This is a genomic window from Pseudomonas allii (genome assembly GCF_055380095.1).
Genome location: NZ_AP039450.1, coordinates 875,421 through 898,366, shown reverse-complemented (window position 1 = coordinate 898,366; position 22,946 = coordinate 875,421). Strand labels below are relative to the sequence as shown.

Here is a 22,946-nt window from a genome sequence, read left to right as displayed (position 1 = left end):
GATCCAGGTCAACGCTGCGAATCGTCGTCCTTCCAGGGCGCCGAGAGGTAGCGCGTGCGGTTGAAGGTCTCCAGCCATTCGGGGCAAAACACCACCAGGGCACTGATGACCATGCCGTTGATAAAGGCCTCGGGGAAGATAATCAGCCACAGGTAGCCGACGAAATCCTCCAGCCATTCCGGCATGGCGAATCGCCCGTCGAACCACAACAGCCCCAGCCCACACAGCAGGCACAACAGTGCCGACAGGGCTGCCGCGAAAAAACCGGAACAGAAGATATACACAAAGGGATTGCGTGGTTGCGCACGCTCGACCAGCAGCGCGCAGGCTTCAGTGACCAGCACCGGTAGCCCGATCAGCAACAGGCCATTGAGGCCAAGGGCAGCGAGATCCTGGCGCCCCAACAGCAGCAAGCCCAACTGGGCGGCAAAACCGCCGACGATTGCCAGGGGCCAATCCAGCAACAGGGTTACGGCCGTCATGCCGATGAAGTGGTAGGACACGCCGGTATCAAAATCCCGCCGCACCAGCCACAGCATGAACAACGCGAACACCGTGCCGAACAACAAATGCTGACGGCGCCGGTCGGCGAACAGCTCGACCCACGGCGAACGCAGGATCGCCCACAGTACCAGCGGCGCATACAGCAACCAGCCGAGACCCATGGTTGTCGGCGCCAACAGGGCGGCACTGATCACGGCGATACTCCCCGGGTCGAATAAGAGTCGGATGATCAGTCTACACCGACGTTTCACCGGGGTACTTCCTGCGGTCATCATTTGGGCGCTAAGCTGCTAGCTATGGATGACTCAGATTACTTGCGCCTGCTCACCGTAGCGGCCGAACAAGCCAATGCGTTCTTGTCCAATGCCCGCAAATGGGAGCGTGAGCGTTGGGTCTGCCAGCGTCTGCTGCAAGGCTTGAACGTGCCCTACCGTGCCGAAGAATTCCACGCCGCCGGGCAAGAGCCGCCGGACGTACTGTTTCGCGACGCCAGCTTCGAGGTGTTTTTCGTGCTGGACGAGGGCCGTCGCCTGAATGACGAGTGGCGCGACGAGTTGCTGCGCCGGCGCAGTGCGTTCTCCCTCAGTCAACTGGTACGACGCGAAGCCAAGCCGCGACGCATCCCGGCCCACGAGTTTCTGATGCGCCTGGCGCCTACGCTGCGCAAGAAGGCGCATAACTATAAAGAGCGCGGGATGGACCTGGGTGAGCTGGATATCGTCGCCTTCACTAGCCTCAAGCGCGAAGTGCTCGACCTCAACAGCCATTTTCCGCCGCCGACGGAATATCTGCGCCAGGGCTGGCGCTCGCTGTCCCTGGTAGGGCCGACCTTTGCACGGGTGCTGTTCGCCCACCCGGACGCACCGGATTTCTTGCGCAACAACCTGGGCCGCAGCATAGTGTTCGACGTGGGTATCAGCCTCTGAGCCCCAGGACTGTAACGTGGCGCCCTTTTGCAACGTCTACCTGACGAGGCCTTTATGACCAGCCGCCTGAACCCCGATGACCAACAGCATGTCGAAGAGTACCTGCAACTCTCCCAGAACCGAGTCGAGCGCAAGCCTTTCCGGCCGTGGCTGCTCCTCGGCGTGGTGCTTGCCGTGGTGATCGGCCTCGGCTTGCTGAGTCGCCTTTTGAGTTACCTGACGCTATGAGCTGCCTGGCGCTCGCGGGGGTAACTGCTCCGATTTCTTTTAGCCTTGCGAGATATCCCCATGACCCATCGTATTATTATCGTCGGCGGCGGCGCCGGCGGCCTGGAGTTGGCTACCCGCCTGGGTAAGACTCTGGGCAAGCGCGGCACCGCCAGCATCACGCTGGTGGACGCCAACCTGACCCATATCTGGAAGCCATTGCTGCACGAAGTAGCGGCCGGCTCGCTGAACTCTTCGGAAGACGAACTCAATTATGTCGCCCAGGCCAAATGGAACCACTTCGAGTTCCAACTCGGGCGCATGAGCGGGCTCGACCGTGAACAGAAGAAGATCCAGCTGGCCGCCACCCTCGACGAAGAAGGCCGTGAACTGGTGCCCGCGCGCGTGCTGGGCTATGACAGCCTGGTGATTGCGGTCGGCAGCACCACCAACGACTTCGGCACTGAGGGTGCAGCGCAGCACTGCCTGTTCCTTGATACCCGCAAGCAGGCCGAACGCTTCCACCAGCAGTTGCTCAACCACTACCTGCGCGCCCATGCCGGGCAGACCGATGTGGTGGAAAAGATCAGCGTCGCCATCGTCGGTGCCGGTGCTACCGGGGTCGAGCTGGCCGCCGAGCTGCATAACGCCGCCCACGAGCTGGCGGCCTATGGCCTGGACCGTATCAAGCCGGAAAACATGCACATCACCCTGATTGAAGCCGGCCCACGGGTACTGCCGGCACTGCCGGAGCGTATCGGCGGGCCAGTGCATAAAACCTTGGAGAAGCTCGGGGTGACGGTGCTGACCAACTCGGCAGTCAGCGAAGTGACGGCCGATGCGCTGATCACCAGCAGTGGCCAAGTAATCCCGGCCAGCCTCAAGGTATGGGCCGCCGGCATTCGCGCGCCGGGCTTCCTCAAGGACATCGATGGTCTGGAAACCAACCGCATCAACCAGTTGCAGGTTTTGCCGACGCTGCAAACCACCCGCGACGAGAACATCTTCGCCTTCGGCGACTGCGCCGCGTGCCCACAACCGGGCACCGACCGCAACGTCCCCCCACGGGCCCAGGCGGCTCACCAGCAGGCCTCGTTGCTGGCCAAGTCGCTGAAACTGCGTATCGAGGGCAAGGACCTGCCTTCCTACAAATACACCGACTACGGCTCGTTGATCTCGCTGTCGCGATTCTCGGCGGTGGGTAACTTGATGGGCAACCTCACCGGCAGCGTGATGCTGGAGGGCTGGCTGGCGCGGATGTTCTATGTGTCGCTGTACCGCATGCACCAGATGGCGCTGTATGGGTTCTTCCGCACGGCGATGCTGATGCTGGGCAGCCGGATCGGACGTGGGACTGAGCCACGCCTCAAATTGCATTAACAACCGGGTCTAGAATGTGACCTGATAAATGTGGGAGCGGGCTTGCTCGCGAATTCGGGGGTTCAGTGCCAGATGTACTGACTGACACACCGCATTCGCGAGCAAGCCCGCTCCCACATTTGCTTAGCGGTGAATTCAGGTTTTTTGCAGACAAAAAAAATCCCCGTATCTTTCGATACGAGGATTTTTAATATGGTCGGGGTAAGGGGATTCGAACTCCTGACATCCTGCTCCCAAAGCAGGCGCGCTACCGGACTGCGCTATACCCCGGTAAAAAAAAGGCGACCTTTCAGTCGCCTTCTTCGATCAGCGCTTTTGGCCTCTGATCTTAAGATTTGATTCCAGTGTTAACTGGTCTCAAAAATGGTGGGTCGTGTGGGATTCGAACCTACGACCAATTGGTTAAAAGCCAACTGCTCTACCAACTGAGCTAACGACCCAAATATGGTCGGGGTAGGGGGATTCGAACTCCCGACATCCTGCTCCCAAAGCAGGCGCGCTACCGGACTGCGCTATACCCCGATATTGAAATTGGCTCCGTGACCAGGACTCGAACCTGGGACCCAATGATTAACAGTCATTTGCTCTACCGACTGAGCTATCACGGAACTACATATTTCAAAGTACTACGTTGTTGCTTACTACCTTCTCTTCGACTTGTCCGTATCGCTACGTTCATGTCTCTGAGGCGCGCTATTCTACAATCTTAAAAACCCCTGTCAACCCTTTAAATTGCTTTTAAGACAATGATTTGCGCTTGTTTCTGATTTCTTCTTGGGGAGAAGAAACCCGTGGGCTGACGTTGCTGCGGGGCGCACTTTACAAGCCTTTGCCTTACAGTTCAACGCCCTATCGAAAAAAAAGGCCCCGCAATGCGGGGCCTTCCATTTTTGCTTTGCCCTTTGGGCTTAGTGGAAGACGATCTCGTCGTTTTCCACGGTCGCCTCGACGCTGGTACCCGGCATGAAGCTGCCGGACAGGATGAGCTGGGCCAGCGGGTTCTCGATCCAGCGCTGGATCGCACGCTTCAAAGGCCGTGCGCCATATACCGGGTCGTAACCTACCGCGATCAGCTTGTCCAACGCCTCCTGGCTCAGGTCCAGGGACAACTCGCGCTCCGCCAGACGGCCACGCAGGCGACCCAGCTGAATCTCGGTAATGCCCGCGATCTGATCCCGCGCCAGAGGCTCAAAGATCACCACTTCGTCGACCCGGTTGATGAATTCCGGGCGGAAGTGCGAAGTCAGTGCATCCATGACAGCCGCACGTTGCGCTTCACGATCACCCACCAGCTCCTGGATCTGCGCCGAGCCCAGGTTGGAGGTCATCACGATCACCGTGTTGCGGAAATCCACGGTACGCCCGTGACTGTCCGTCAGGCGGCCGTCTTCCAGCACCTGCAACAGGATGTTGAACACATCCGGATGCGCCTTCTCGACCTCATCCAGCAGGATCACCGAGTAAGGCTTGCGTCGGACGGCTTCGGTCAGGTAACCGCCCTCTTCATAGCCCACGTAGCCTGGTGGCGCACCGATCAAGCGAGCCACCGAGTGTTTCTCCATGAATTCGGACATATCGATCCGCACCATGGCCTCTTCGGTATCAAAGAGGAACTCGGCCAGGGCCTTGCACAGCTCGGTCTTACCCACGCCGGTCGGGCCGAGGAACATGAACGAGCCGCTCGGCCGGTTCGGGTCGGACAACCCGGCCCGCGAACGCCGCACCGCGTTGGACACCGCCACCACAGCCTCTTCCTGGCCAATCACGCGTTGGTGCAACAGGCTTTCCATCTTCAGCAGCTTGTCGCGCTCGCCTTCGAGCATTTTCGACACGGGAATCCCGGTCCACTTCGAGACGACTTCGGCAATTTCTTCCTCGGTCACCTTGCTGCGCAGCAGTTGGTTCTCAGGCTTGCCGTGCTGGTCGACCATCTGCAGGCTGCGCTCCAGGTCCGGGATCACCCCGTACTGCAACTCGGCCATGCGGTTCAGGTCGCCTTTACGACGTGCCGCTTCCAACTCCTGACGGGACTGTTCGATTTTCTGCTGGATCTGCGCAGAGCCCTGCACTTCGGCTTTTTCCGAGGTCCAGATTTCTTCCAGGTCCGAATACTCGCGTTCCAGGCGGACGATTTCTTCCTGGAGTTTTTCCAGGCGTTTCTTCGCCGCGTCGTCTTCTTCTTTCTTCAGGGCCTGGGACTCGACTTTCAGTTGAATCAGGCGCCGGTCCAGGCGGTCGAGCACTTCAGGCTTGGAGTCGATCTCCATGCGGATACGGCTGGCCGCCTCGTCGATCAGGTCGATGGCCTTGTCAGGCAACTGACGGTCGGTGATATAGCGATGGCTCAGCTTGGCCGCGGCAATGATCGCTCCGTCCGTGATCGCCACCTTGTGGTGGACCTCATAACGCTCTTTCAGGCCACGCAGGATCGCGATGGTGTCTTCTTCGCTCGGCTCTTCCACCAATACTTTCTGGAAGCGACGCTCAAGGGCCGCGTCCTTTTCAATGTACTGGCGGTATTCGTTGAGCGTGGTGGCACCGACGCAGTGCAGCTCACCCCGCGCCAGGGCCGGCTTGAGCATATTGCCTGCATCCATGGAGCCTTCGCCTTTACCGGCGCCGACCATGGTGTGCAGTTCGTCGATAAACAGAATGATCTGACCTTCCTGCTTCGACAGCTCATTAAGCAGGGATTTCAGGCGCTCTTCGAACTCGCCACGGAACTTGGCACCGGCGATCAAAGACCCCATGTCCAGGGACAACAGGCGCTTGCCTTTGAGGCCGTCCGGCACTTCACCATTGATGATGCGCTGGGCCAAACCTTCGGCAATCGCGGTTTTACCCACGCCAGGCTCACCGATCAGCACCGGGTTGTTCTTGGTACGACGCTGCAGCACCTGGATGGTGCGACGGATTTCATCGTCACGACCGATCACCGGGTCAAGCTTGCCTTCTTCGGCGCGCTTGGTCAGGTCGACGGTGTATTTATCCAGGGCCTGGCGTGACTCCTCATGGTTGGGGTCGTTCACCGCGTCGCCGCCACGCAGATTGTTGATGGCATTTTCCAGGGCTTTCTTGCTAACGCCCTGACCGAGCAACAACTTGCCGAGCTTGCTGTTCTCGTCCATGGCGGCGAGCAGCACCAACTCACTGGAGATGAACTGGTCGCCCTTCTGCTGGGCCAGACGGTCCGCCTGGTTGAGCAGGCGCGCCAGGTCCTGGGACATATTCACGTCGCCGGTCGGGTTCTGGATTTTCGGCAGTTGGTCGAGCTCTTTGCTCAACTCCTTGCGCAGGCTGTTGACGTCAAAGCCCACCTGCATCAGCAAGGGCTTGATAGAACCACCTTGCTGTTCCAGGAGCGCCTGCATCAAGTGCGCAGGCTCGATGGCCGGGTGGTCGAGGCCCACCGCCAAGGATTGAGAGTCAGACAGTGCCAACTGCAATTTGCTGGTTAAACGATCAATACGCATTAGTCACCTTCCTTTTGAGCAGGCCGGAGCTATAAAACATCCTGAATGAAGAAACCTGCCAGATACCCTTATAGATGGGGTGGATTCTGGAAGATTCAAGCACGCGCTGGCGGATATGGACCGGGTTTGACCCAGATCAAGGGAGTCTAGCGTTCAAGCCAGACAAGGGAGGCAAAACGTCCGGTACGGGGGCTGCGCCGGTAGGAAAAGAAGCGCGGGTCGGTCACGGTGCAGAACCCTCCACCATAGACAGCAGTAACGCCACGCGCGGCAAGGCGCAGGCGCGCGAGCTTATAGATGTCGGCCATGAACTTGCCTGGGTTGTGGCTGGGCACGAACGCTTCGGCAGTGATCGGCAACGGCTGCATGAAGGCTTCGCGTACTTCCGGGCCGACTTCGAAGGCTTGTGGGCCAATTGCCGGGCCAAGCCACACCAGTACGTCTTCAGGTTCGGCGCCGAGGCTTTCGAAAGCCGCTTCCAGTACCCCTGCCGCCAGGCCGCGCCAGCCAGCATGGGCTGCTGCCACGCGGGTGCCGGCGCGGTTGCAGAACAACGCGGGCAGGCAATCGGCGGTCATTGAGGTGCAGGCGATGCCAGGGGTGCTGGTCCAGCTGCCATCGGCTTCGGCAATGCGCGACGGGTCAGCCTCGACCACACTTATACCGTGGACTTGGCGCAACCAGGCAGGCTGAATATTAAATGCGTCGGTAAGACGGCGGCGGTTTTCGAGGACCGCTTCGAGGTTATCCTCAACATGATCGCCCAAGTTGAGGCTGTCGAACGGCGCCAGACTGACGCCGCCCGCTCGAGTGGTGACGCAGGCTTTCACCTGAGCCGGCGCGGGCCAGTCAGGTATCAGCCAGTCACTCATCCGACAAACGCCTCGCGATCCTGCTTGAGCAGCGTCAACAACCAGACCAAATCGTCCGGCAGAGGCGATTCCCAGCTCATCCGCTTACCGCTCGTCGGATGATCCAATTCCAGGAAGCGTGCATGCAACGCCTGGCGCGGGAAGTTTTTCAGCGATTCAACCATAGTCTGGCTCGCCGCCGGTGGAATGCGGAAGCGACCACCGTAGGCCGGATCACCGACCAACGGGAAGTTGATGTGTGCCATGTGCACGCGAATCTGGTGGGTACGGCCGGTTTCGAGCTTGACCCGCACGTGGGTGTGGGAGCGGAAACGTTCGAGTACTCGGTAATGGCTGACGGCCTGCTTGCCACCTTCCATCACCGCCATACGCTGGCGTTGCTGGCCGTGACGACCGATCGGGGCGTTGATCTTGCCGCCGGCTACCACCACACCAATCACGATGCATTCGTAGATCCGGCTGACACTGCGGCTCTGCAACTGTGTAACCAGTTGCGTCTGCGCCTGAATGGTCTTGGCCACCACCATCAGACCGGTGGTGTCCTTGTCCAGGCGGTGCACGATGCCGCAGCGTGGCACATTGATGATGTCCGGCACATGGTGCAACAAGGCATTGAGCAGGGTGCCATCAGCGTGCCCGGCTGCCGGGTGAACCACCAGGCCTGCGGGTTTGTTGATGACCAGGATGTCGTCGTCTTCGTAGACGATATCCAGCTCGATGTCCTGGGCGACCCATTCTCCCTGGGCTTCCTGCTCGGCAGTCAGCTCAAGAATCGCACCGCCATGGACTATGTCTCGCGGGCGGATAACCGCTCCATCCACAGTCAGGCGGCCGTCTTTGATCCAGGCGGAAAGGCGCGAGCGCGAGTGCTCAGCGAATAATTGTGCGGCGACTTGATCGAGGCGTTGGCCGCCCAATTCGGACGGCACCTCTGCGCGAAGTTCAATTTTATCGGACATGCTCAGACTAGGCGTGGCACAGCCTTTGGTTTCGGCTGCGCGCTTGTGGTTAAATACGGCGTCTTTTGCCCCGAGGCTTTCAACGGGGCGCTCATCATAACAGGACGGCCCCGCCCAAGACAGCGGCCGTCATAGGGACGCAAGCCGCCATGCAAGTGAAACACCTGCTGCTGATCGCCATCCTCGCCATGACTGCTGCTTGCTCGTCAACAAAGGAAGTCGTCGACGAAAACCTGAGCGAAGTCGAGTTGTACCAACTGGCTCAGAAAGACTTGGACAATAATAGCTACACCAGCGCCACAGCGAAGCTGAAGGCCCTGGAGTCGCGCTATCCGTTCGGGCGCTATGCCGACCAGGCCCAGCTCGAGCTGATCTACGCCAACTACAAGAACGCCGAGCCGGAAGCCGCCAAGTCCGCCGCCGAGCGTTTTATCCGCCTGCACCCGCAGCACCCGAACGTCGACTACGCCTACTACATGAAGGGCCTGACCTCGTTCGACCAGGACGTTGGCCTGCTGGCGCGATTCCTGCCGCTGGACATGACCAAGCGCGACCCGGGCGCGGCCCGCGATTCCTACAACGAGTTCGCCCAGCTGACCAGCCGCTACCCCAACAGCCGCTACGCGCCGGACGCCAAGCAGCGCATGATCTACCTGCGCAACCTGCTGGCTTCCTACGAGATCCACGTGGCCCACTACTACCTGACCCGTCAGGCATACGTGGCCGCCGCTAACCGTGGCCGCTACGTTGTGGAAAACTTCCAGGAAACCCCTTCCGTAGGTGACGGCCTTGCCGTGATGACCGAGGCCTACCAGCGCCTGCACCTGGACGAACTGGCCAGCACCAGCCTGGAAACCCTGAAGCTCAACTACCCGGACCACCCAAGCCTGAAAGACGGCCAGTTCGTGCCTCAGGTGGCCGAAGCCGACAACCGTTCGTGGCTGAGCAAGTACACCCTGGGCCTGATCGAATCCCGTCCACCGCTGCCGCCGGGCGAAACCCGTGCCAACCAGGACGTGATCAAGCAGTACCAGGACGCCAAGGACGCCATCCCTTCGGAACTCAAGCCGCATGATGAAAACGGCGACGTGATCGAAGAGGAAGCGCCGCAGGCCCTGGGCAATAACCAGGACCGTTCGTGGTTCAGCTACATGACCTTTGGTGTGTTCGACTGATTGCACCCGGCGTCATCAAGAAGGAGCCTTGCGAGGCTCCTTTTTTGTGGGCGGTATTATTGCGCTGTGCGCCTGGCACGTCCTTGGCTAAACTGGCGCATTCCTTGTCGAGAAACTGCCCATCATGCTTCGTCTACTGTTCTGGATTGCCGTCATTGCCGCCGCAGTATGGTTCTGGCGCAAATTCAAAAGCCCGGCCGCCAGGCAGCAGCGTGCCAGCGAGCCCGACGCGGCCCTGATGGTGCGCTGCGCCCACTGCGGCGTGCATCTGCCGCAGGATCGTGCCTTGAGCTCACGCCAGGAGTGGTATTGCACCCAGGCGCACCTGGAGCAAGGGCCGAAATCTATCCAGCGTTGAGCCGACCTTCCGGCGCATACGGCGCCGGGTCGATGATCGGTGCACGCGCCAGTAGCAAGTCAGCAAACAATTGGCAGGACGCCGGCGCAAGCACCAGGCCGTTGCGGTAATGCCCGCAGTTGAGCCACAGGCCATTGAAGCCCGGCACACGACCGATGTAGGGAATGCCTTCGGGCGAACCGGGGCGCAGACCGGCCCAATGGCCGACCACCTCGGCGTCCGCCAGGGCGGGAATCAACTCCACCGCTGACGCTTTGAGGCTTTCCAGCGCGGTCAGGGTGGGGGTCTTGTCGAAGCCTTCATGTTCCAGGGTGCTGCCGATCAGAATGTGCCCGTCCCGCCGAGGAATCGCATAGCGGCCCTTGGCTAAGACCATGCTCGACAGGAAGTCCGAGGCACATTTGTACAGAATCATCTGGCCTTTGACCGGCTCGACCGGCAGCGACAGGCCCAACGTGCCGAGCAGCTCACCGCTCCATGCGCCGGCCGCCAGTACGACCTGATCACCGAAGATCGGCCCATCAGCGGTGTTCACGCCCACGACATTACCCGCATCCAGGACAAAACCTGTCACTTCGCACTGTTCATGAATGGTCACGCCAGGGAGCGCCAGCAGCGCAGCCTTGAGGGATTTGACCAGGCGCGGATTGCGCACGTTGGCAACGTTGGCCATGTAGATCGCCTGGGAATAACCGCCGCCCAGCACCGGAACGGCGTCATGGGCGGCCGACACGTCCACTTTGCTCAAGGGCCGGCCTTCACGCGTGGCCCAAGCCAGGGCCTCGGCTTCGTCATCCAGATCGAGCCAGTACAAGCCCGTGGTGTGAACCTCCGGATCAACGCCCGTCGCAGCGAACAGACGCTGCGCCAGCTGTGGATAAAAATCCTGGGACCAATGAGCCAGGGCCGTGACCGCCGGGCTGTAGCGCCACGGATACAGAGGCGAAACGATACCGCCGCCGGCCCAGGAGGATTCCTGTCCCAATCCAGCACGCTCCAGCAACACCACCGCCTGCCCTTGGGTCGCGAGGTTGAACGCCGTCAACAAACCGATGACTCCGCCACCGACAATCACTACCTGCTGTTGCTCTGCCATCATTTGATCCAGCCGATAAATAGGAACAAGCGCACCCGGCGCCCAATCATCCAGCACCCTCATCATTGCCCCCAGCACAGCTTGCGCGACATCTGCGGCGCGGCGCCCGGGTTGGTCCGCGTGCCCGTGCCGGTCAGGCCGAAATCACCGCAAGGATCGCCAGCCATCACCGAGTCGGCGACCGGTGTGGCCACCAGTTGGAAGTCCTGAGGGTTCAATGCAGCAGTGATTCTATAGCGATCATTGCCTGCACTGACGCCGCCTGCATCAATAAAACTGCCGTTCCTCGCATAAAAACGCTCCAGATGCTGGGCTTGCTCGGTCAACAGCGCGACGATTTCAGCGCGATAGACTTTTTTCAGATGGCCGGTGTATCCGGGGTAAGCAATCCCGGCCAGAACCGCAATGATCACCACGGCGATCAGTAACTCGATCAGGGTAAAACCCTGGCTGTCCATGCCCATTCCACTACTCCTTATTGAAGTTGTCGCCATGCCACTCGCCGAAACCGCGAGCCACCCTCCTCTTCTACCCGCGCATAGGTACTCTCCAGCACCGTGCGCAATTGCCCGTGCAGCCCGACTGCCGTCACTCGATACACCGCTGCAGGGATTTGCGCTGGCAAATGCGCGAGCCCTACCGCAGGCCCGAGGGATTGAACCCCGTATAAGCCGCCTTTCAGTGCCACCCAACTGATGCCTGAAACAGGGTCCACTCCAGGCCCGACCACCAAAAATGCCGCCTCCGGTGGTGCACAGTCGACGATCGATTGGCATAGCGGCAACGCTGCAAATGAGCGCTGTACGGCAGATTCCCCGCGTCTCAGGCCACTCTCGGCACTTTGCAGCGACTGATTACGGTGCCAGAAACTACCGGCAATCTTTTGCTGAGTGAGCGCAGCCTGCATCGAGGACAAGCCGATCAGCGATAACAGCAGCAGCAACACCAGGCTGACCAGCAGCACCATGCCTGCCTGTCGTAGACGAAAACCTTCTGCAAGTGTCATGGCAGCCCTACCCCAGCCGGTTCCGCAGCGCCGCCACGACGCTGTAGGTTTGATCTTTCACCCGGGCGGTAGGGTCTTGCAGCGTCATCACAATGCGCACACTGCGTATCAAGGATTCGTCGGCAGGGCTGGTGTCGTAGCGCACCACCTCCGTTGACGCAGGCTTGGCAGACACGCCAAAACTGATATCGAACGCCTTCACGTTATCCACCAATACCGCCTTGGCGGGTGATGCAGGCGTACTGACTTTCAACTGCCCTGCTTCGAAGGTGTAGGTAACTTGGCGTAACGCAAACCGGATTTGCCCGGGCGCCGATGCAGGGGCGCTTCCAGCGTAGGCGTGGGCAGTGCCTGTGCAATCGGACAATACAGTCCAGTCAGGCGTGCCGCTCCCCACGGTGACATCCGCGGTCACCAGCGTCAGCGAGATTGATCCACCTCCGACACGCCAAGCGACAGGCCGGTCAAAAGCAGGTGGAGCGTTGTCGATAAACGCTGTCGCCAGACAACCGAACATACCCGCCTGACGGATATCCTGGAGCAGCTTGCCCAGCACAAACCGCGCATCATCCTGCATCAACAAAGCGGCCTGCTGGCTGGCGTTGGTGGCCCTGGCGTTGATTGTCACCTGGCTGGCCCAGAGCACCAGCACCAACCCCATCGCCAAGGCCAGCAGCAACTCCACCAGGCTGAAACCTCGAACAAGACACCTCACTGCGCCACTCCCGGTTCATCGCGGATGCGACTGGTCAGGGTGAAGGTTTCCCAGGCGCCCGGCCTGCCAGTACCTCGACTGTCATCCCAACTGATGCTGACGGTCACCTCGCCGCCACTGATCGACACCGCGCCTTTGGCGCTCTCCCCGGCAAAACCGAGAATGTTGGCCTCAAAATCATGCAAATCCAGGTCGCGCACGCTGGCGGTAACGTTGCTGACCAAGGCACGCTCGGCCCGCCCCCACGTGTAGTCGGCGCCGGAATTGGCACGGATCCGGTCGAGCATGTCGTAGGCAATGAAACTGGCCTGGTTGGTCATCCTGGAACTGTCGGTATACCTGAGCGCGTTGAGTTGGATCACCGCCGCACCCAGCAGGCCAATGGTGAGAATCAACACTGCGACCAGCACTTCGATCAGTGTCGTACCGGCTTGGTAGCGGGATAAGGCGTTGGGCAAACAGGTGTTCGTGCAGGCAAGCATTACCGTCGTCATCCGTGTCGAGGTCCGAAAAAGAGCAGGTAAACCCTGCTGTGCGGCCCAAGACTAGCGCCGGTTTTTCACCTGCGCTGCAACCGGAACAAAGGGAAATACTTTGGACATGAAGGCCATCATCCGCACCACAGACGGGACGCTATACCTAGGACTGCACCCAAATCCACGGAGGGATGGCACATGCAACAACGAGGGTTCACCTTGATCGAACTGCTGCTGGGGCTGATCGTAAGCGGCATCCTGGCCAACCTGGCGGTGCCGAGCTTCAAGAGCCTGCTGGAGTCACAGCAGCGACAGAGCGCAGCACAGTCCTTGGCGCAAGGCCTGCGTTATGCACGCACCGAAGCCATTGCACGCAACCGGGCGGTGGTCATTCACGCATTGAAGGATAATTGGGGCCTGGGCTGGCGGGTCATCGTGGACATCAGCGGGCGTGGCCCCCTGGACGATGACAACCCGGTACTGCTGGAGCACCAGGCCAGCAGGCAAGTGCTGATCGTGGGCAATGGGCCGCTCAAGAACCAGGTGCGCTTCAGCGGGCTGGGTGAGCCCATCTTTTCAGGGGGAGGCTTCCGTGCCGGCACCGTGCATGTATGTGCCACGGACCAGGCGCAGAGCCTGCATCAGGTAGTGCTGGCACCCAGCGGGCGCATCAGCCTGCGCAGCGAGCGTGCCGAGCAGGCATTGTGCCGGAGTTGATCCGGCACACCGGGTTTTCACAGCAGCGAGCGAACCCGCAGCTCCTTGGGCATGGAGAATGTGATGTTCTCTTCGCGGCCAGCCAGTTCATCGGCACCGGTGGCGCCCCAGGCGTGCAACTGCTGGATAACACCGCGCACCAGCACTTCCGGGGCCGAAGCACCCGCCGTGATGCCAATGCGCTCGACGCCATCGAACCAGCGGCGCTGCATGTCTTCGGCACCGTCGATCAGGTACGCCGGCGTCGCCATGCGCTCAGCCAGCTCACGCAAGCGGTTGGAGTTGGAACTGTTGGGGCTGCCGACCACCAGGACCACATCGCATTCGTCTGCCAGTTGCTTGACCGCGTCCTGGCGGTTCTGGGTGGCGTAGCAGATGTCGTCCTTGCGCGGGCCGCCAATGGCCGGGAAGCGACTGCGCAGCGCGTCGATCACGCGGCTGGTGTCGTCCATGGACAGGGTTGTCTGAGTCACGAATGCCAGGCGCTCGGGGTTCTGTACCTGCAGGCTGGCGACGTCTTTTTCGTCTTCCACCAGGTAAATGGCCCCGCCATTGCTGGCGTCGTACTGACCCATGGTGCCTTCGACTTCCGGGTGGCCGGCGTGGCCGATCAGGATGCACTCGCGACCATCACGGCTGTAGCGCGCGACTTCGATGTGCACCTTGGTGACCAGTGGGCAGGTAGCATCGAAGACTTTCAGGCCGCGGCCTGCCGCTTCGGTACGCACCGCCTGGGAAACACCGTGGGCGCTGAAGATGACGATCACATCGTCCGGTACCTGATCCAGCTCTTCGACAAAGATGGCGCCGCGGGCGCGCAGGTCTTCGACCACGAATTTGTTGTGGACGACTTCATGACGCACGTAAATCGGCGGCCCGAAGACTTCCAGGGCGCGGTTGACGATTTCGATCGCCCGGTCCACACCGGCGCAGAAGCCACGGGGGTTGGCGAGTTTGATTTGCATGCTGTGCCTCGTGTCTTGCAGCTATTTGGGTCTGGTGTGACGCTAACCCAACCGAAAATGAAGATCAAAGGAGGGAGGGACGGTGCGACGATTCGACTTGCCCCCGATGGCGGTGGGTCAGTAAACAAACCCCTGACTATTCCACCGCTATCGGGGGCAAGTCGAATCGTCGCACCGCCCCTCCCACACAAGCCCACTTCACACATTTAATTGTGCGTCGTTGATCAGAGCGCTTTAACGTCGATGATTTCAACGTCAAAGGTCAAGGTTTTACCGGCCAACGGGTGGTTGAAGTCGATGGTCACTTGCGCGTCATCGAAGGTTTTCACCACACCCGGCAGCTCGGTATTCGCCGCATCGTTGAAGATCACCAGCAGGCCTTCCGACAGGTCCATGTCCTGGAACTGCGAACGCGGGATGATCTGTACGTTTTGCGGGTTGGGCTGGCCAAAGGCGTTTTCCGGCAGGATCTGCAGGGTTCGCTTGTCGCCGGCCTTGAAGCCGAACAGGGCCGCTTCGAAACCCGGCAGCAGGTTGCCGTCGCCGACCTTGAAGGTGGCCGGGGCTTTGTCGAACGTGCTGTCGACCGTGTCGCCATTCTCCAGGCGCAGTGCAAAGTGCAAAGTGACTTCCGTGTTCTGGCCGATGCGTTGCTCAGCCAATACCTGATCAGTCATTGACGGTCTCTCCGGTTTTCTTGCTTTTGAACATATCCAGCGCCAGCATGATTGCACCGACGGTGATGGCGCTGTCGGCGAAGTTGAACGCCGGGAAGTAATGGCGGTTCTGCCAATGCACCAGGATGAAGTCGATCACATGGCCCAGGGCGATGCGGTCATACAGGTTGCCGAGCGCGCCGCCCAAGACCAGGGCCAACGCGATGGCCAACCAGGTGTCATCGCGCCCCAGGCGCTTGAGCCACACCACCAGCACTGCGCTGACCACCACGGCGATGAGGGCGAATAGCCAGCGCTGCCAGCCACCGCTGTCAGCCAGGAAGCTGAAGGCGGCGCCGGTGTTGTAGGCCAGGGTCCAGCTGAAGTAATCCGGGATCACCACAATTTGCTGGAACATCTGCAGGGAGCCTTCGAAATGAGCCTTGCTGACCTGGTCGATGACCAGGACCAGCACACTCAATACGAGCCAGCCCAAACGTCCGAAACGGCTGGCGTTAGGCATAGTGGCGAACCTCGCCAGCACCCGAGATGTTGTCGACGCAACGACCGCAGATTTCCGGATGCTCGGGGTTCACGCCAACGTCTTCACGACAGTGCCAGCAACGGGCGCACTTAGGGAAGGCCGACTTGACCACTTTGAGCTTGAGGCCCGGCACTTCGGTGGCAACCGCGTCCGCCGGGGCCTGGGCGAATGGCGCCAGGCTTGCAGTGGAGGTGATCAGCACGAAGCGCAGTTCGTTGCTCAGCTTGGCCAGGTCGGCGGTGAGACCGTCCTCGGCGAACAGGGTGACTTCGGCTTGCAGGTTGCCACCTACGGCCTTGGCCGCACGTTGCACTTCCAGCTCCTTGTTCACCGCAACCTTCACGGCCATCACGCCTTCCCAGTACTCGCGGCCCAGTTCGAAGTCGGCCGGCAGTTCGGTCAGGCCCTCGTACCAGGTGTTGAGCATCACCGACTCGTTGCGCTCGCCCGGCAGGTATTCCCACAGCTCGTCGGCGGTGAACGCCAGGATCGGTGCGATCCAGCGCACCAGCGCTTCGCTGATGTGGTACAGCGCGGTCTGCGCCGAACGGCGCGCCTTGCTGTTGGCGCCGGTGGTGTACTGGCGGTCCTTGATGATGTCGAGGTAGAAACCACCCAACTCCTGCACGCAGAAGTTGTGGATCTTCGAGTAGACGTTCCAGAAACGGTATTCGCCGTAGTTTTCCTGCAACTCGCGTTGCAGCAACAGGGTACGGTCCACGGCCCAACGGTCCAGCGCGAGCATGTCCTCGGCCGGCAGGATGTCGGTGGCCGGGTTGAAACCGGTCAGGTTCGACAGCAGGAAGCGCGCGGTATTACGGATACGTCGGTAGGCATCGGCGCTGCGGGCCAGGATCTGGTCCGATACGGCGATTTCGCCCGAGTAGTCAGTCGACGCGACCCACAGACGCATGATGTCGGCGCCCAGGGTGTCGTTGATCTTCTTCGGCTCGATCACGTTCTTCAGCGACTTGGACATCTTGCGGCCTGTCTCGTCGACGGTGAAGCCGTGAGTCAGCAGTTCGCGGTACGGCGCGTGGTTGTCGATGGCGCAACCGGTCAGCAACGACGAGTGGAACCAGCCACGGTGTTGGTCCGAGCCTTCCAGATACAGGTCGGCACGCGGGCCGGTTTCGTGACCCATCGGGTGCGAGCCGCGCAGCACGTGCCAGTGCGTAGTGCCGGAGTCAAACCACACGTCGAGGGTGTCGCTGATCTTGTCGTACTGCGGCGCTTCATCGCCCAGCAACTCGGCAGCGTCCAGCTTGAACCAGGCTTCGATGCCTTCCTGTTCGACACGCTGGGCCACTTGTTCCATCAGTTCGACGGTACGTGGGTGCAACTCGCCGCTTTCCTTGTTCAGGAAGAACGGGATCGGCACACCCCAGTTACGCTGGCGCGAGATGCACCAGTCAGGGCGGTTGGCGATCATGGAGTGCAGGCGCGCCTGGCCCCAGGCCGGGACGAACTTGGTGTCTTCGATGGCTTTGAGCGAGCGGACACGCAGGGTGTCGCCGCTGGTCGGTTCTTTGTCCATGCCGATGAACCACTGCGCGGTGGCGCGATAGATCAGCGGGGTCTTGTGGCGCCAGCAGTGCATGTAGCTGTGCTGGATGGTCGCGGTCTGCATCAGCGCACCGACTTCGCGCAACTTGTCGATGATCGGCTGGTCGGCCTTGAAGATGAACTGACCGCCGAAGAACTCCAGCGAAGACACATAGACGCCGTTGCTTTGCACCGGGTTGATGATGTCGTCGTTGACCAGGCCGTACTTCTTGCAGATGACGAAGTCGTCCACGCCGTAGGCCGGCGAGCAGTGCACGATGCCGGTACCCGAACCCAGTTCGACGTAGTCAGCCAGGTATACCGGCGACAGGCGGTCATAGAACGGGTGGCGGAAATTGATCAGTTCCAGCGCGGAGCCGGTGGTGGTGGCGATCACCGAACCTTGCAGCTCGTAGCGGGCCAGGCAGGCTTCGACCATTTCTTCGGCCAGCACCAGCAGGCGGTCACCGACGTCCACCAGGGCGTAGGTGAATTCCGGGTGCACGTTCAGCGCCTGGTTGGCCGGGATGGTCCACGGGGTGGTGGTCCAGATCACGATGGCGGCCGGCTTGCCCAGGCTTGCCAGGCCGAAGGCCTCGGCCAGCTTGGCGTCATCGGCGACCGGGAAGGCCACGTCGATGGTCGAGGACTTCTTGTCTTCGTACTCGACTTCCGCTTCAGCCAGGGCCGAACCGCAGTCGAAGCACCAGTTCACGGGCTTGAGGCCCTTGAACACGAAACCGCCCTTGACGATTTCGGCCAAGGCGCGGATTTCACCGGCCTCGTTCTTGAAGTTCATGGTCTTGTACGGGTTGTCCCACTCGCCCAGCACGCCCAGGCGGATGAACTCGGACTTCTGCCCTTCGATCTGCTCGGAGGCGTAGGCACGGCACAGTTCGCGGGTTTTATCCGCGCCCAGGTTCTTGCCGTAGGTCACTTCGACTTTGTGTTCGATCGGCAGGCCGTGGCAGTCCCAACCCGGGACATAAGGCGCGTCGAAGCCCGACAGGGTTTTCGAGCGCAGGATCATGTCCTTGAGAATCTTGTTCAGCGCATGACCGATGTGAATCGTACCGTTGGCGTAAGGAGGGCCGTCGTGCAGGACGAATTTCGGACGATCCTTGCCAATCTCGCGCAACTTTCCGTACAGGCCAATACTGTCCCAGCGCTGCAGGATCTGCGGTTCGCGCTGTGGCAGGCCGGCCTTCATTGGGAAGGCGGTGTCCGGAAGGTTTAACGTGGCTTTATAGTCGGTCATTTAAGGCTCTTCGGTTAGCGATGGGCGCTAGGTGCGGCTAGTGCACGGGCGGCGGCGACATCCGCATTGATCGCCGTTTTCAACGCCTCGAGGGAGGCGAAACGCTGCTCTTCACGCAGCTTCTGGTGGAAAACCACCGTCAAACGCCGGTCATACAGATCACCGGCAAAATCCAGCAGGTGTACTTCCAGGTGGGCCTTGCCATCACCTGCAACCGTGGGCCTGACGCCTATGTTGGCGACTCCCGGCCACGATTGGCCGTCGATGTCGACGCTCACCAGGTAAACCCCGGTCAGCGGCACACGACGGCGCTTGAGTTGCACGTTGGCGGTTGGCGTGCCCAGTTGGCGCGCCAGCTTCTGGCCGTGCAGGACCCGCCCGGCAATGCGGAACGGGCGACCGAGCAAACGCTCGGCCAAGGCGAAGTCGGCAGCGGCCAGTGCGTTACGCACCTGGGTACTGCTCACGCGCAGGCCGTCCAGTTCGACGGTTTGCGCGGCTTCGACGGTAAACCCCTGGTTGACGCCGGCCTGTTGCAGGAAATCGAAATCCCCGACCCGGTCACAACCGAAACGGAAGTCGTCGCCGACCTCCAGATGCTGTACGCCCAGGCCATCGACCAGGATGCGGTCGACGAACTCGGCCGCACTGAGGCTTTGCAAACGCTGGTTGAAAGCCAGGCAGAGGACGCGGTCCACACCTTCTTCCGCCAGCAGTTGCAACTTGTCACGCAGACGGGCCAGGCGTGCCGGCGCAGTCTCGGGCGTGAAGTATTCCCGTGGCTGCGGCTCGAAAATCACCACGCAGCTGGGCACGCCCAACTCGACCGCACGTTCGCGCAGCCGAGCCAGGATAGCCTGGTGGCCACGGTGAACACCGTCAAAGTTGCCAATAGTGGCGACGCAGCCCCGATGCTCGGGGCGCAGGTTGTGGAGACCTCGAACCAGCTGCATAACGCGCTTCTTGCTCATAAAGTGGTCGATTATAACCACACCCGGCCCCGGACGACAGGCAACTGAACAGGCCAAATGGGTCGAATCGATAAAACAACCGTTTTATCGCGGCAAACTCTCTAACCCAGGGACTTGCGATTGAAATCCCGCAGGCGGAAGCCCTGCAGCAGCAACATCCCGAAGTACACCACCACACCCGCAACGACCAGAACGCCCAGGCGCAGGAAGCGCTCGAGCATATGGCCCTCATCCCAAGCCGGCATGAAGTGCATCAACCCCAGCAACACCGCCGACATCGCCCCAACCGCTACCAGCAGCTTGAGGGTAAACAGGCCCCAGCCGGCCTGTGGCTGGAACATCTGCTGCTTGCGCAACTGGTAAAACAAAAGCCCTGCGTTGATGCACGCGCCCGCACTGATGGCCAGGGCCAGGCCGGCATGGGCCAGCGGGCCAATGAACACTAGGTTGAGCAGTTGCGTGACGATCAGCGTGAAAATCGCGATTTTTACCGGTGTACGGATGTTTTGCTGGGCATAGAAGCCTGGCGCAAGCACCTTGATCACGATGATGCCGAGCAGACCGACGGAATAGGCGACCAGCGCGTGCTGCGTCATCAAGGCGTCATGGGCATCGAACTGGCCGTATTGGAACAGCGACAAGGTCAGCGGCTCGGCCAGAATTCCCAGGGCCAGGGCGCACGGCAACACCAGCACGAAGCACAGGCGCAGGCCCCAATCGAGGATGCGCGAGTATTCCTGGCGGTCCTTGCTGGCGTATGTGCGTGACAGGGTCGGCAACAAAATCGTGCCCAGGGCCACGCCGAGCACGCCGGATGGCAGCTCCATCAGGCGGTCGGCGTAGTACATCCACGACACCGAGCCCGATACCAGCAGCGAGGCGAATGCGGTGTTGATGATCAGCGAAATCTGGCTGACCGACACGCCGAGGATCGCCGGCAACATGTTGCGCATCACGCGCCACACGCCAGTGTCCTTGAGGTTCAGGCGCGGCAACACGAGCATGCCGATTTTTTTCAGGTGCGGCAGTTGGTAGAGCAGTTGCGCCAGGCCACCGGCCAATACGGCCCAGCCGAGCGCCATCACCGGCGGGTCGAAGTACGGCGTGAGAAACAGCGCGAAGATGATCATGCTGACGTTCAGCAGGGTCGGCACGAAGGCCGGCACCGAGAAGCGGTTCCAGGTATTGAGGATGGCTCCGGCCAGGGACGACAGGGAGATCAGCAATATATAAGGAAAGGTCACTCGCAGCAGATCGGTGGTGAGTGCGAATTTTTCCGGGGTATTGGCAAAACCGGGGGCCGTGGCCCAGATCACCCAGGGCGCCGCGAGCATGCCCAGGATCGTCACCAGCATCAGCACCAGGGTCAGCAAGCCAGAAACGTAGGCAATAAAGGTGCGGGTCGCCTCCTCGCCCTGCTGGGTCTTGTACTCGGCCAGGATCGGCACGAAGGCTTGGGAGAACGCGCCTTCGGCGAAGATCCGCCGCAGCAGGTTGGGCAATTTAAACGCAATAAAGAAGGCATCCGTGGCCATGCTGGCGCCAAAAATGCGCGCCAGCAGGGTGTCACGCACAAACCCCAGAACCCGGGAGATCATCGTGATAGAGCTGACGGCGGCCAACGATTTGAGCAGATTCATTGAAAGAGTTTGCGCCTTTAGATAAAGAGCAGGCGTACAAAGCGCCCACTTATGCGATACTGCGCGCCTGCAACAGCACAGAGCCAAAGCTCGCGAGTTTACAGGTCAAGCGCCGGAAATAAATCACCCGCCTCTTCAGATCGACCACTCAGCAGTTCGCATCAGCCGCCCTTGACAACCCATCAAGTCATCGGCATGATTCGCGGCCTATTTTGTTTGCTATTTCCTAAAAAGTCTTTCGAGGAGCTCGACGGTGGCCAACACACCTTCCGCCAAAAAACGTGCAAAACAGGCTGAGAAGCGTCGCAGCCACAACGCCAGCCTGCGTTCCATGGTTCGTACCTACATCAAGAATGTAGTTAAAGCCATCGACACCAAAGACGCTGAAAAAGCCCAAGCTGCTTACGTTCTGGCTGTGCCAGTTATCGACCGTATGGCCGATAAAGGCATCATCCACAAGAACAAGGCCGCTCGCCATAAGAGCCGCCTGAATGGCCACATCAAGGCTCTGAGCGTTGCTGCTGCAGCCTAAGTGGTAACAACTGCTACGCAGCCCCGGTTGCGAAACAGTTAAGAAATGCCCCGTACCGAAAGGTCCGGGGCATTTTTGTTGTGGGAGGGGGCAAGCCCCCTCCCACATTTTTTCAAGCGCAAAAAAACGCCCCGAACCAGTCGGGGCGTTTTTGCTACCGATTGATCAAACCACAATCAATGGTGGTGACCGCCTTCACCGTGAACGTGGCCGTGAGCCACTTCTTCCTGGGAAGCGTCGCGGATGGCAACGATCTTCACTTGGAAGTTCAGGCGCTGACCAGCCAGCGGGTGGTTGCCGTCGACGGTGACGTCGTCGCCGTCCAGATCACGGATGGTGACGATCTGCATTTGGCCGTCCGGCGCGGAAGCGTGGAACTGCATGCCCACTTCCAGCTCGTCGACACCTTCGAACATGCTGCGGCTCAGGGTGCTGACCAGTTCGGCCGAGTACTCGCCGTAGGCATCTTCAGGTTCTACGGCAACGGTCAGCTCATCACCGACGCTCTTGCCTTCCAGGGCCTTTTCCAGGCCTGGGATGATGTTACCTGCGCCTTGCAGGTAGACCAGCGGCGCGCCGCCGGCTGAGCTGTCGATGACCTCACCAGCGTCGTTGGTCAGGGTATAGTCGATGGAGACAGCCTTGTTAGCGGCGATCGTCATGGGGCGAGACCTTTTGCATAAGAATGAAGAACGGACAAGTCTAAACAAGGATTTGCCCGAAAGCGAACAGAACCCGGACAGACGGGACCGATCAACGGCATCCTTCATCATCGGGTTCCACCAGGACGACGACCAGCACTGGGTCGCCGAGCTGTCCTGCGGCCACACCCAGCACCTGCGCCACCAGCCACCCTGGCAGTCACGCGCCTGGGTGCTGGACCCCGCGCAACGTATTGAAAAATTAGGCCAGCCCTTTGCCTGCGGCTGGTGTGCGCAGGAGCGCGATTAACGATAACCTTGGCGCCTGAT

23 protein-coding genes, 4 tRNA genes and 1 pseudogene are annotated in these 22,946 nt (G+C 60.5%); 8 read left to right on the top strand and 20 right to left on the bottom strand.

Annotated features, from left to right (window positions below):
* Positions 1-8: 8 nt before the first annotated feature.
* The gene (locus ACZ445_RS03975) at positions 9-698 is read right to left on the bottom strand and encodes an energy-coupling factor ABC transporter permease (protein WP_058423063.1); all 690 of its coding nucleotides are present in this window, start codon (positions 696-698) and stop codon (positions 9-11) included.
* A 102-nt stretch (positions 699-800) separates the two neighbouring features.
* Between ACZ445_RS03975 and ACZ445_RS03970 the strand changes: the two genes are divergently transcribed.
* The 3 genes from ACZ445_RS03970 to ACZ445_RS03960 are packed head-to-tail and all read left to right on the top strand — an operon-like array spanning position 801 to position 3,017.
* Positions 801-1,430, top strand: coding sequence for a DUF1780 domain-containing protein (locus ACZ445_RS03970; protein WP_058423064.1), 630 nt, complete (start codon positions 801-803; stop codon positions 1,428-1,430).
* 54 nt (positions 1,431-1,484) lie between these two features.
* Positions 1,485-1,658 carry a DUF3094 family protein gene (locus ACZ445_RS03965; RefSeq protein WP_046034083.1) on the top strand — a complete coding sequence of 58 codons (174 nt, stop codon included), beginning with the start codon at positions 1,485-1,487 and terminating at the stop codon, positions 1,656-1,658.
* A gap of 60 nt (positions 1,659-1,718) precedes the next feature.
* Complete coding sequence (locus ACZ445_RS03960) at positions 1,719-3,017, top strand: NAD(P)/FAD-dependent oxidoreductase (RefSeq protein WP_058423065.1); 1,299 nt, start codon at positions 1,719-1,721, stop codon at positions 3,015-3,017.
* 193 nt (positions 3,018-3,210) lie between these two features.
* Here ACZ445_RS03960 and ACZ445_RS03955 read toward each other — a convergent pair.
* From ACZ445_RS03955 to rluD, 7 genes are all read right to left on the bottom strand, one after another.
* A tRNA-Pro gene (locus ACZ445_RS03955) sits at positions 3,211-3,287 on the bottom strand.
* A gap of 94 nt (positions 3,288-3,381) precedes the next feature.
* Positions 3,382-3,457: transfer RNA gene (locus ACZ445_RS03950), tRNA-Lys, on the bottom strand.
* 5 nt (positions 3,458-3,462) lie between these two features.
* A tRNA-Pro gene (locus ACZ445_RS03945) sits at positions 3,463-3,539 on the bottom strand.
* Positions 3,540-3,549: 10 nt separating this feature from the next.
* Positions 3,550-3,625, bottom strand: a tRNA-Asn gene (locus ACZ445_RS03940).
* A gap of 300 nt (positions 3,626-3,925) precedes the next feature.
* Entirely contained in the window at positions 3,926-6,490 is a 2,565-nt protein-coding gene (clpB, locus tag ACZ445_RS03935) for an ATP-dependent chaperone ClpB (RefSeq protein ID WP_058423066.1), read from the bottom strand.
* A gap of 146 nt (positions 6,491-6,636) precedes the next feature.
* A complete protein-coding gene (gene pgeF, locus ACZ445_RS03930; protein ID WP_058423067.1) occupies positions 6,637-7,362 on the bottom strand; it encodes a peptidoglycan editing factor PgeF in 726 nt (241 codons plus the stop codon).
* Positions 7,359-8,321 carry a 23S rRNA pseudouridine(1911/1915/1917) synthase RluD gene (rluD, locus tag ACZ445_RS03925; RefSeq protein WP_058423068.1) on the bottom strand — a complete coding sequence of 321 codons (963 nt, stop codon included), beginning with the start codon at positions 8,319-8,321 and terminating at the stop codon, positions 7,359-7,361. Before rluD ends, pgeF begins: the two co-directional genes overlap by 4 nt.
* A gap of 149 nt (positions 8,322-8,470) precedes the next feature.
* Between rluD and ACZ445_RS03920 the strand changes: the two genes are divergently transcribed.
* Positions 8,471-9,496: an outer membrane protein assembly factor BamD gene (locus ACZ445_RS03920; protein WP_179030287.1), complete on the top strand. Its 1,026-nt coding sequence runs from the start codon at positions 8,471-8,473 to the stop codon at positions 9,494-9,496.
* A gap of 124 nt (positions 9,497-9,620) precedes the next feature.
* On the top strand, positions 9,621-9,854 hold the full coding sequence (locus ACZ445_RS03915) for a PP0621 family protein (RefSeq protein WP_092240641.1): 234 nt from the start codon (positions 9,621-9,623) through the stop codon (positions 9,852-9,854).
* Here ACZ445_RS03915 and thiO read toward each other — a convergent pair.
* The 5 genes from thiO to pilV all read right to left on the bottom strand — a co-directional run bounded on the left by thiO (position 9,841) and on the right by pilV (position 13,153).
* Positions 9,841-10,950, bottom strand: a complete 1,110-nt coding sequence (gene thiO, locus ACZ445_RS03910; RefSeq protein ID WP_179030286.1) for a glycine oxidase ThiO — start codon at positions 10,948-10,950, stop codon at positions 9,841-9,843. The genes ACZ445_RS03915 and thiO overlap by 14 nt on opposite strands.
* A 62-nt stretch (positions 10,951-11,012) precedes the next feature.
* On the bottom strand, positions 11,013-11,414 hold the full coding sequence (locus ACZ445_RS03905) for a type IV pilin protein (RefSeq protein WP_058423072.1): 402 nt from the start codon (positions 11,412-11,414) through the stop codon (positions 11,013-11,015).
* A gap of 11 nt (positions 11,415-11,425) precedes the next feature.
* Positions 11,426-11,956 carry a PilX N-terminal domain-containing pilus assembly protein gene (locus tag ACZ445_RS03900; RefSeq protein WP_240164129.1) on the bottom strand — a complete coding sequence of 177 codons (531 nt, stop codon included), beginning with the start codon at positions 11,954-11,956 and terminating at the stop codon, positions 11,426-11,428.
* A gap of 7 nt (positions 11,957-11,963) precedes the next feature.
* On the bottom strand, positions 11,964-12,671 hold the full coding sequence (locus ACZ445_RS03895) for a PilW family protein (RefSeq protein WP_464704776.1): 708 nt from the start codon (positions 12,669-12,671) through the stop codon (positions 11,964-11,966).
* Positions 12,668-13,153: a type IV pilus modification protein PilV gene (gene pilV, locus ACZ445_RS03890; RefSeq protein ID WP_464707999.1), complete on the bottom strand. Its 486-nt coding sequence runs from the start codon at positions 13,151-13,153 to the stop codon at positions 12,668-12,670. Before pilV ends, ACZ445_RS03895 begins: the two co-directional genes overlap by 4 nt.
* A 192-nt stretch (positions 13,154-13,345) precedes the next feature.
* Between pilV and ACZ445_RS03885 the strand changes: the two are divergent.
* Positions 13,346-13,928 (top strand): annotated as a pseudogene (locus ACZ445_RS03885) (GspH/FimT family pseudopilin).
* On the opposite strand, the gene ispH reads toward ACZ445_RS03885, so the two are convergent.
* From ispH to murJ, 6 genes are all read right to left on the bottom strand, one after another.
* A complete protein-coding gene (ispH, locus tag ACZ445_RS03880) occupies positions 13,882-14,829 on the bottom strand; it encodes a 4-hydroxy-3-methylbut-2-enyl diphosphate reductase (RefSeq protein WP_058423076.1) in 948 nt (315 codons plus the stop codon). The pseudogene ACZ445_RS03885 and the gene ispH overlap by 47 nt on opposite strands.
* Before the next feature lie 224 nt (positions 14,830-15,053).
* Positions 15,054-15,491 carry an FKBP-type peptidyl-prolyl cis-trans isomerase gene (gene fkpB / locus ACZ445_RS03875; RefSeq protein WP_010213263.1) on the bottom strand — a complete coding sequence of 146 codons (438 nt, stop codon included), beginning with the start codon at positions 15,489-15,491 and terminating at the stop codon, positions 15,054-15,056.
* 7 nt (positions 15,492-15,498) lie between these two features.
* The gene (gene lspA / locus ACZ445_RS03870) at positions 15,499-16,008 is read right to left on the bottom strand and encodes a signal peptidase II (protein ID WP_058423077.1); all 510 of its coding nucleotides are present in this window, start codon (positions 16,006-16,008) and stop codon (positions 15,499-15,501) included.
* Positions 16,001-18,832: an isoleucine--tRNA ligase gene (ileS, locus tag ACZ445_RS03865; protein ID WP_464707998.1), complete on the bottom strand. Its 2,832-nt coding sequence runs from the start codon at positions 18,830-18,832 to the stop codon at positions 16,001-16,003. The genes lspA and ileS overlap by 8 nt, the downstream gene beginning before the upstream one ends.
* A 14-nt stretch (positions 18,833-18,846) precedes the next feature.
* The gene (gene ribF, locus ACZ445_RS03860) at positions 18,847-19,785 is read right to left on the bottom strand and encodes a bifunctional riboflavin kinase/FAD synthetase (protein WP_034102059.1); all 939 of its coding nucleotides are present in this window, start codon (positions 19,783-19,785) and stop codon (positions 18,847-18,849) included.
* 119 nt (positions 19,786-19,904) lie between these two features.
* A complete protein-coding gene (gene murJ, locus ACZ445_RS03855) occupies positions 19,905-21,443 on the bottom strand; it encodes a murein biosynthesis integral membrane protein MurJ (RefSeq protein WP_464707997.1) in 1,539 nt (512 codons plus the stop codon).
* Positions 21,444-21,696: 253 nt separating this feature from the next.
* On the opposite strand from murJ, the gene rpsT reads away from it, so the two are divergent.
* Entirely contained in the window at positions 21,697-21,975 is a 279-nt protein-coding gene (gene rpsT, locus ACZ445_RS03850) for a 30S ribosomal protein S20 (protein WP_016976313.1), read from the top strand.
* A 176-nt stretch (positions 21,976-22,151) separates the two neighbouring features.
* Here the strand turns inward: rpsT and ACZ445_RS03845 are convergent, their stop codons facing one another.
* Positions 22,152-22,637, bottom strand: coding sequence for an FKBP-type peptidyl-prolyl cis-trans isomerase (locus tag ACZ445_RS03845; protein ID WP_027606858.1), 486 nt, complete (start codon positions 22,635-22,637; stop codon positions 22,152-22,154).
* Here ACZ445_RS03845 and ACZ445_RS03840 point away from each other — a divergent pair.
* On the top strand, positions 22,636-22,926 hold the full coding sequence (locus tag ACZ445_RS03840; protein WP_348984776.1) for a DUF3565 domain-containing protein: 291 nt from the start codon (positions 22,636-22,638) through the stop codon (positions 22,924-22,926). The genes ACZ445_RS03845 and ACZ445_RS03840 overlap by 2 nt on opposite strands.
* Positions 22,927-22,946: the final 20 nt, after the last annotated feature.

What these genes read in the sequence shown, in the direction of transcription:
- murJ (WP_464707997.1), bottom strand. Translation starts at nt 21,443, where the DNA reads ATGAATCTGCTCAAATCGTTGGCCGCCGTCAGCTCTATCACGATGATC.
- ACZ445_RS03960 (WP_058423065.1), top strand. Translation starts at nt 1,719, where the DNA reads ATGACCCATCGTATTATTATCGTCGGCGGCGGCGCCGGCGGCCTGGAG.
- ispH (WP_058423076.1), bottom strand. Translation starts at nt 14,829, where the DNA reads ATGCAAATCAAACTCGCCAACCCCCGTGGCTTCTGCGCCGGTGTGGAC.
- ACZ445_RS03920 (WP_179030287.1), top strand. Translation starts at nt 8,471, where the DNA reads ATGCAAGTGAAACACCTGCTGCTGATCGCCATCCTCGCCATGACTGCT.
- pilV (WP_464707999.1), bottom strand. Translation starts at nt 13,153, where the DNA reads ATGCTTGCCTGCACGAACACCTGTTTGCCCAACGCCTTATCCCGCTAC.
- ACZ445_RS03915 (WP_092240641.1), top strand. Translation starts at nt 9,621, where the DNA reads ATGCTTCGTCTACTGTTCTGGATTGCCGTCATTGCCGCCGCAGTATGG.
- lspA (WP_058423077.1), bottom strand. Translation starts at nt 16,008, where the DNA reads ATGCCTAACGCCAGCCGTTTCGGACGTTTGGGCTGGCTCGTATTGAGT.
- ACZ445_RS03845 (WP_027606858.1), bottom strand. Translation starts at nt 22,637, where the DNA reads ATGACGATCGCCGCTAACAAGGCTGTCTCCATCGACTATACCCTGACC.
- ACZ445_RS03900 (WP_240164129.1), bottom strand. Translation starts at nt 11,956, where the DNA reads ATGACACTTGCAGAAGGTTTTCGTCTACGACAGGCAGGCATGGTGCTG.
- rluD (WP_058423068.1), bottom strand. Translation starts at nt 8,321, where the DNA reads ATGTCCGATAAAATTGAACTTCGCGCAGAGGTGCCGTCCGAATTGGGC.
- pgeF (WP_058423067.1), bottom strand. Translation starts at nt 7,362, where the DNA reads ATGAGTGACTGGCTGATACCTGACTGGCCCGCGCCGGCTCAGGTGAAA.
- thiO (WP_179030286.1), bottom strand. Translation starts at nt 10,950, where the DNA reads ATGGCAGAGCAACAGCAGGTAGTGATTGTCGGTGGCGGAGTCATCGGT.
- ribF (WP_034102059.1), bottom strand. Translation starts at nt 19,785, where the DNA reads ATGCAGCTGGTTCGAGGTCTCCACAACCTGCGCCCCGAGCATCGGGGC.
- ileS (WP_464707998.1), bottom strand. Translation starts at nt 18,832, where the DNA reads ATGACCGACTATAAAGCCACGTTAAACCTTCCGGACACCGCCTTCCCA.
- ACZ445_RS03970 (WP_058423064.1), top strand. Translation starts at nt 801, where the DNA reads ATGGATGACTCAGATTACTTGCGCCTGCTCACCGTAGCGGCCGAACAA.
- ACZ445_RS03965 (WP_046034083.1), top strand. Translation starts at nt 1,485, where the DNA reads ATGACCAGCCGCCTGAACCCCGATGACCAACAGCATGTCGAAGAGTAC.
- ACZ445_RS03905 (WP_058423072.1), bottom strand. Translation starts at nt 11,414, where the DNA reads ATGGGCATGGACAGCCAGGGTTTTACCCTGATCGAGTTACTGATCGCC.
- clpB (WP_058423066.1), bottom strand. Translation starts at nt 6,490, where the DNA reads ATGCGTATTGATCGTTTAACCAGCAAATTGCAGTTGGCACTGTCTGAC.
- ACZ445_RS03840 (WP_348984776.1), top strand. Translation starts at nt 22,636, where the DNA reads ATGGGGCGAGACCTTTTGCATAAGAATGAAGAACGGACAAGTCTAAAC.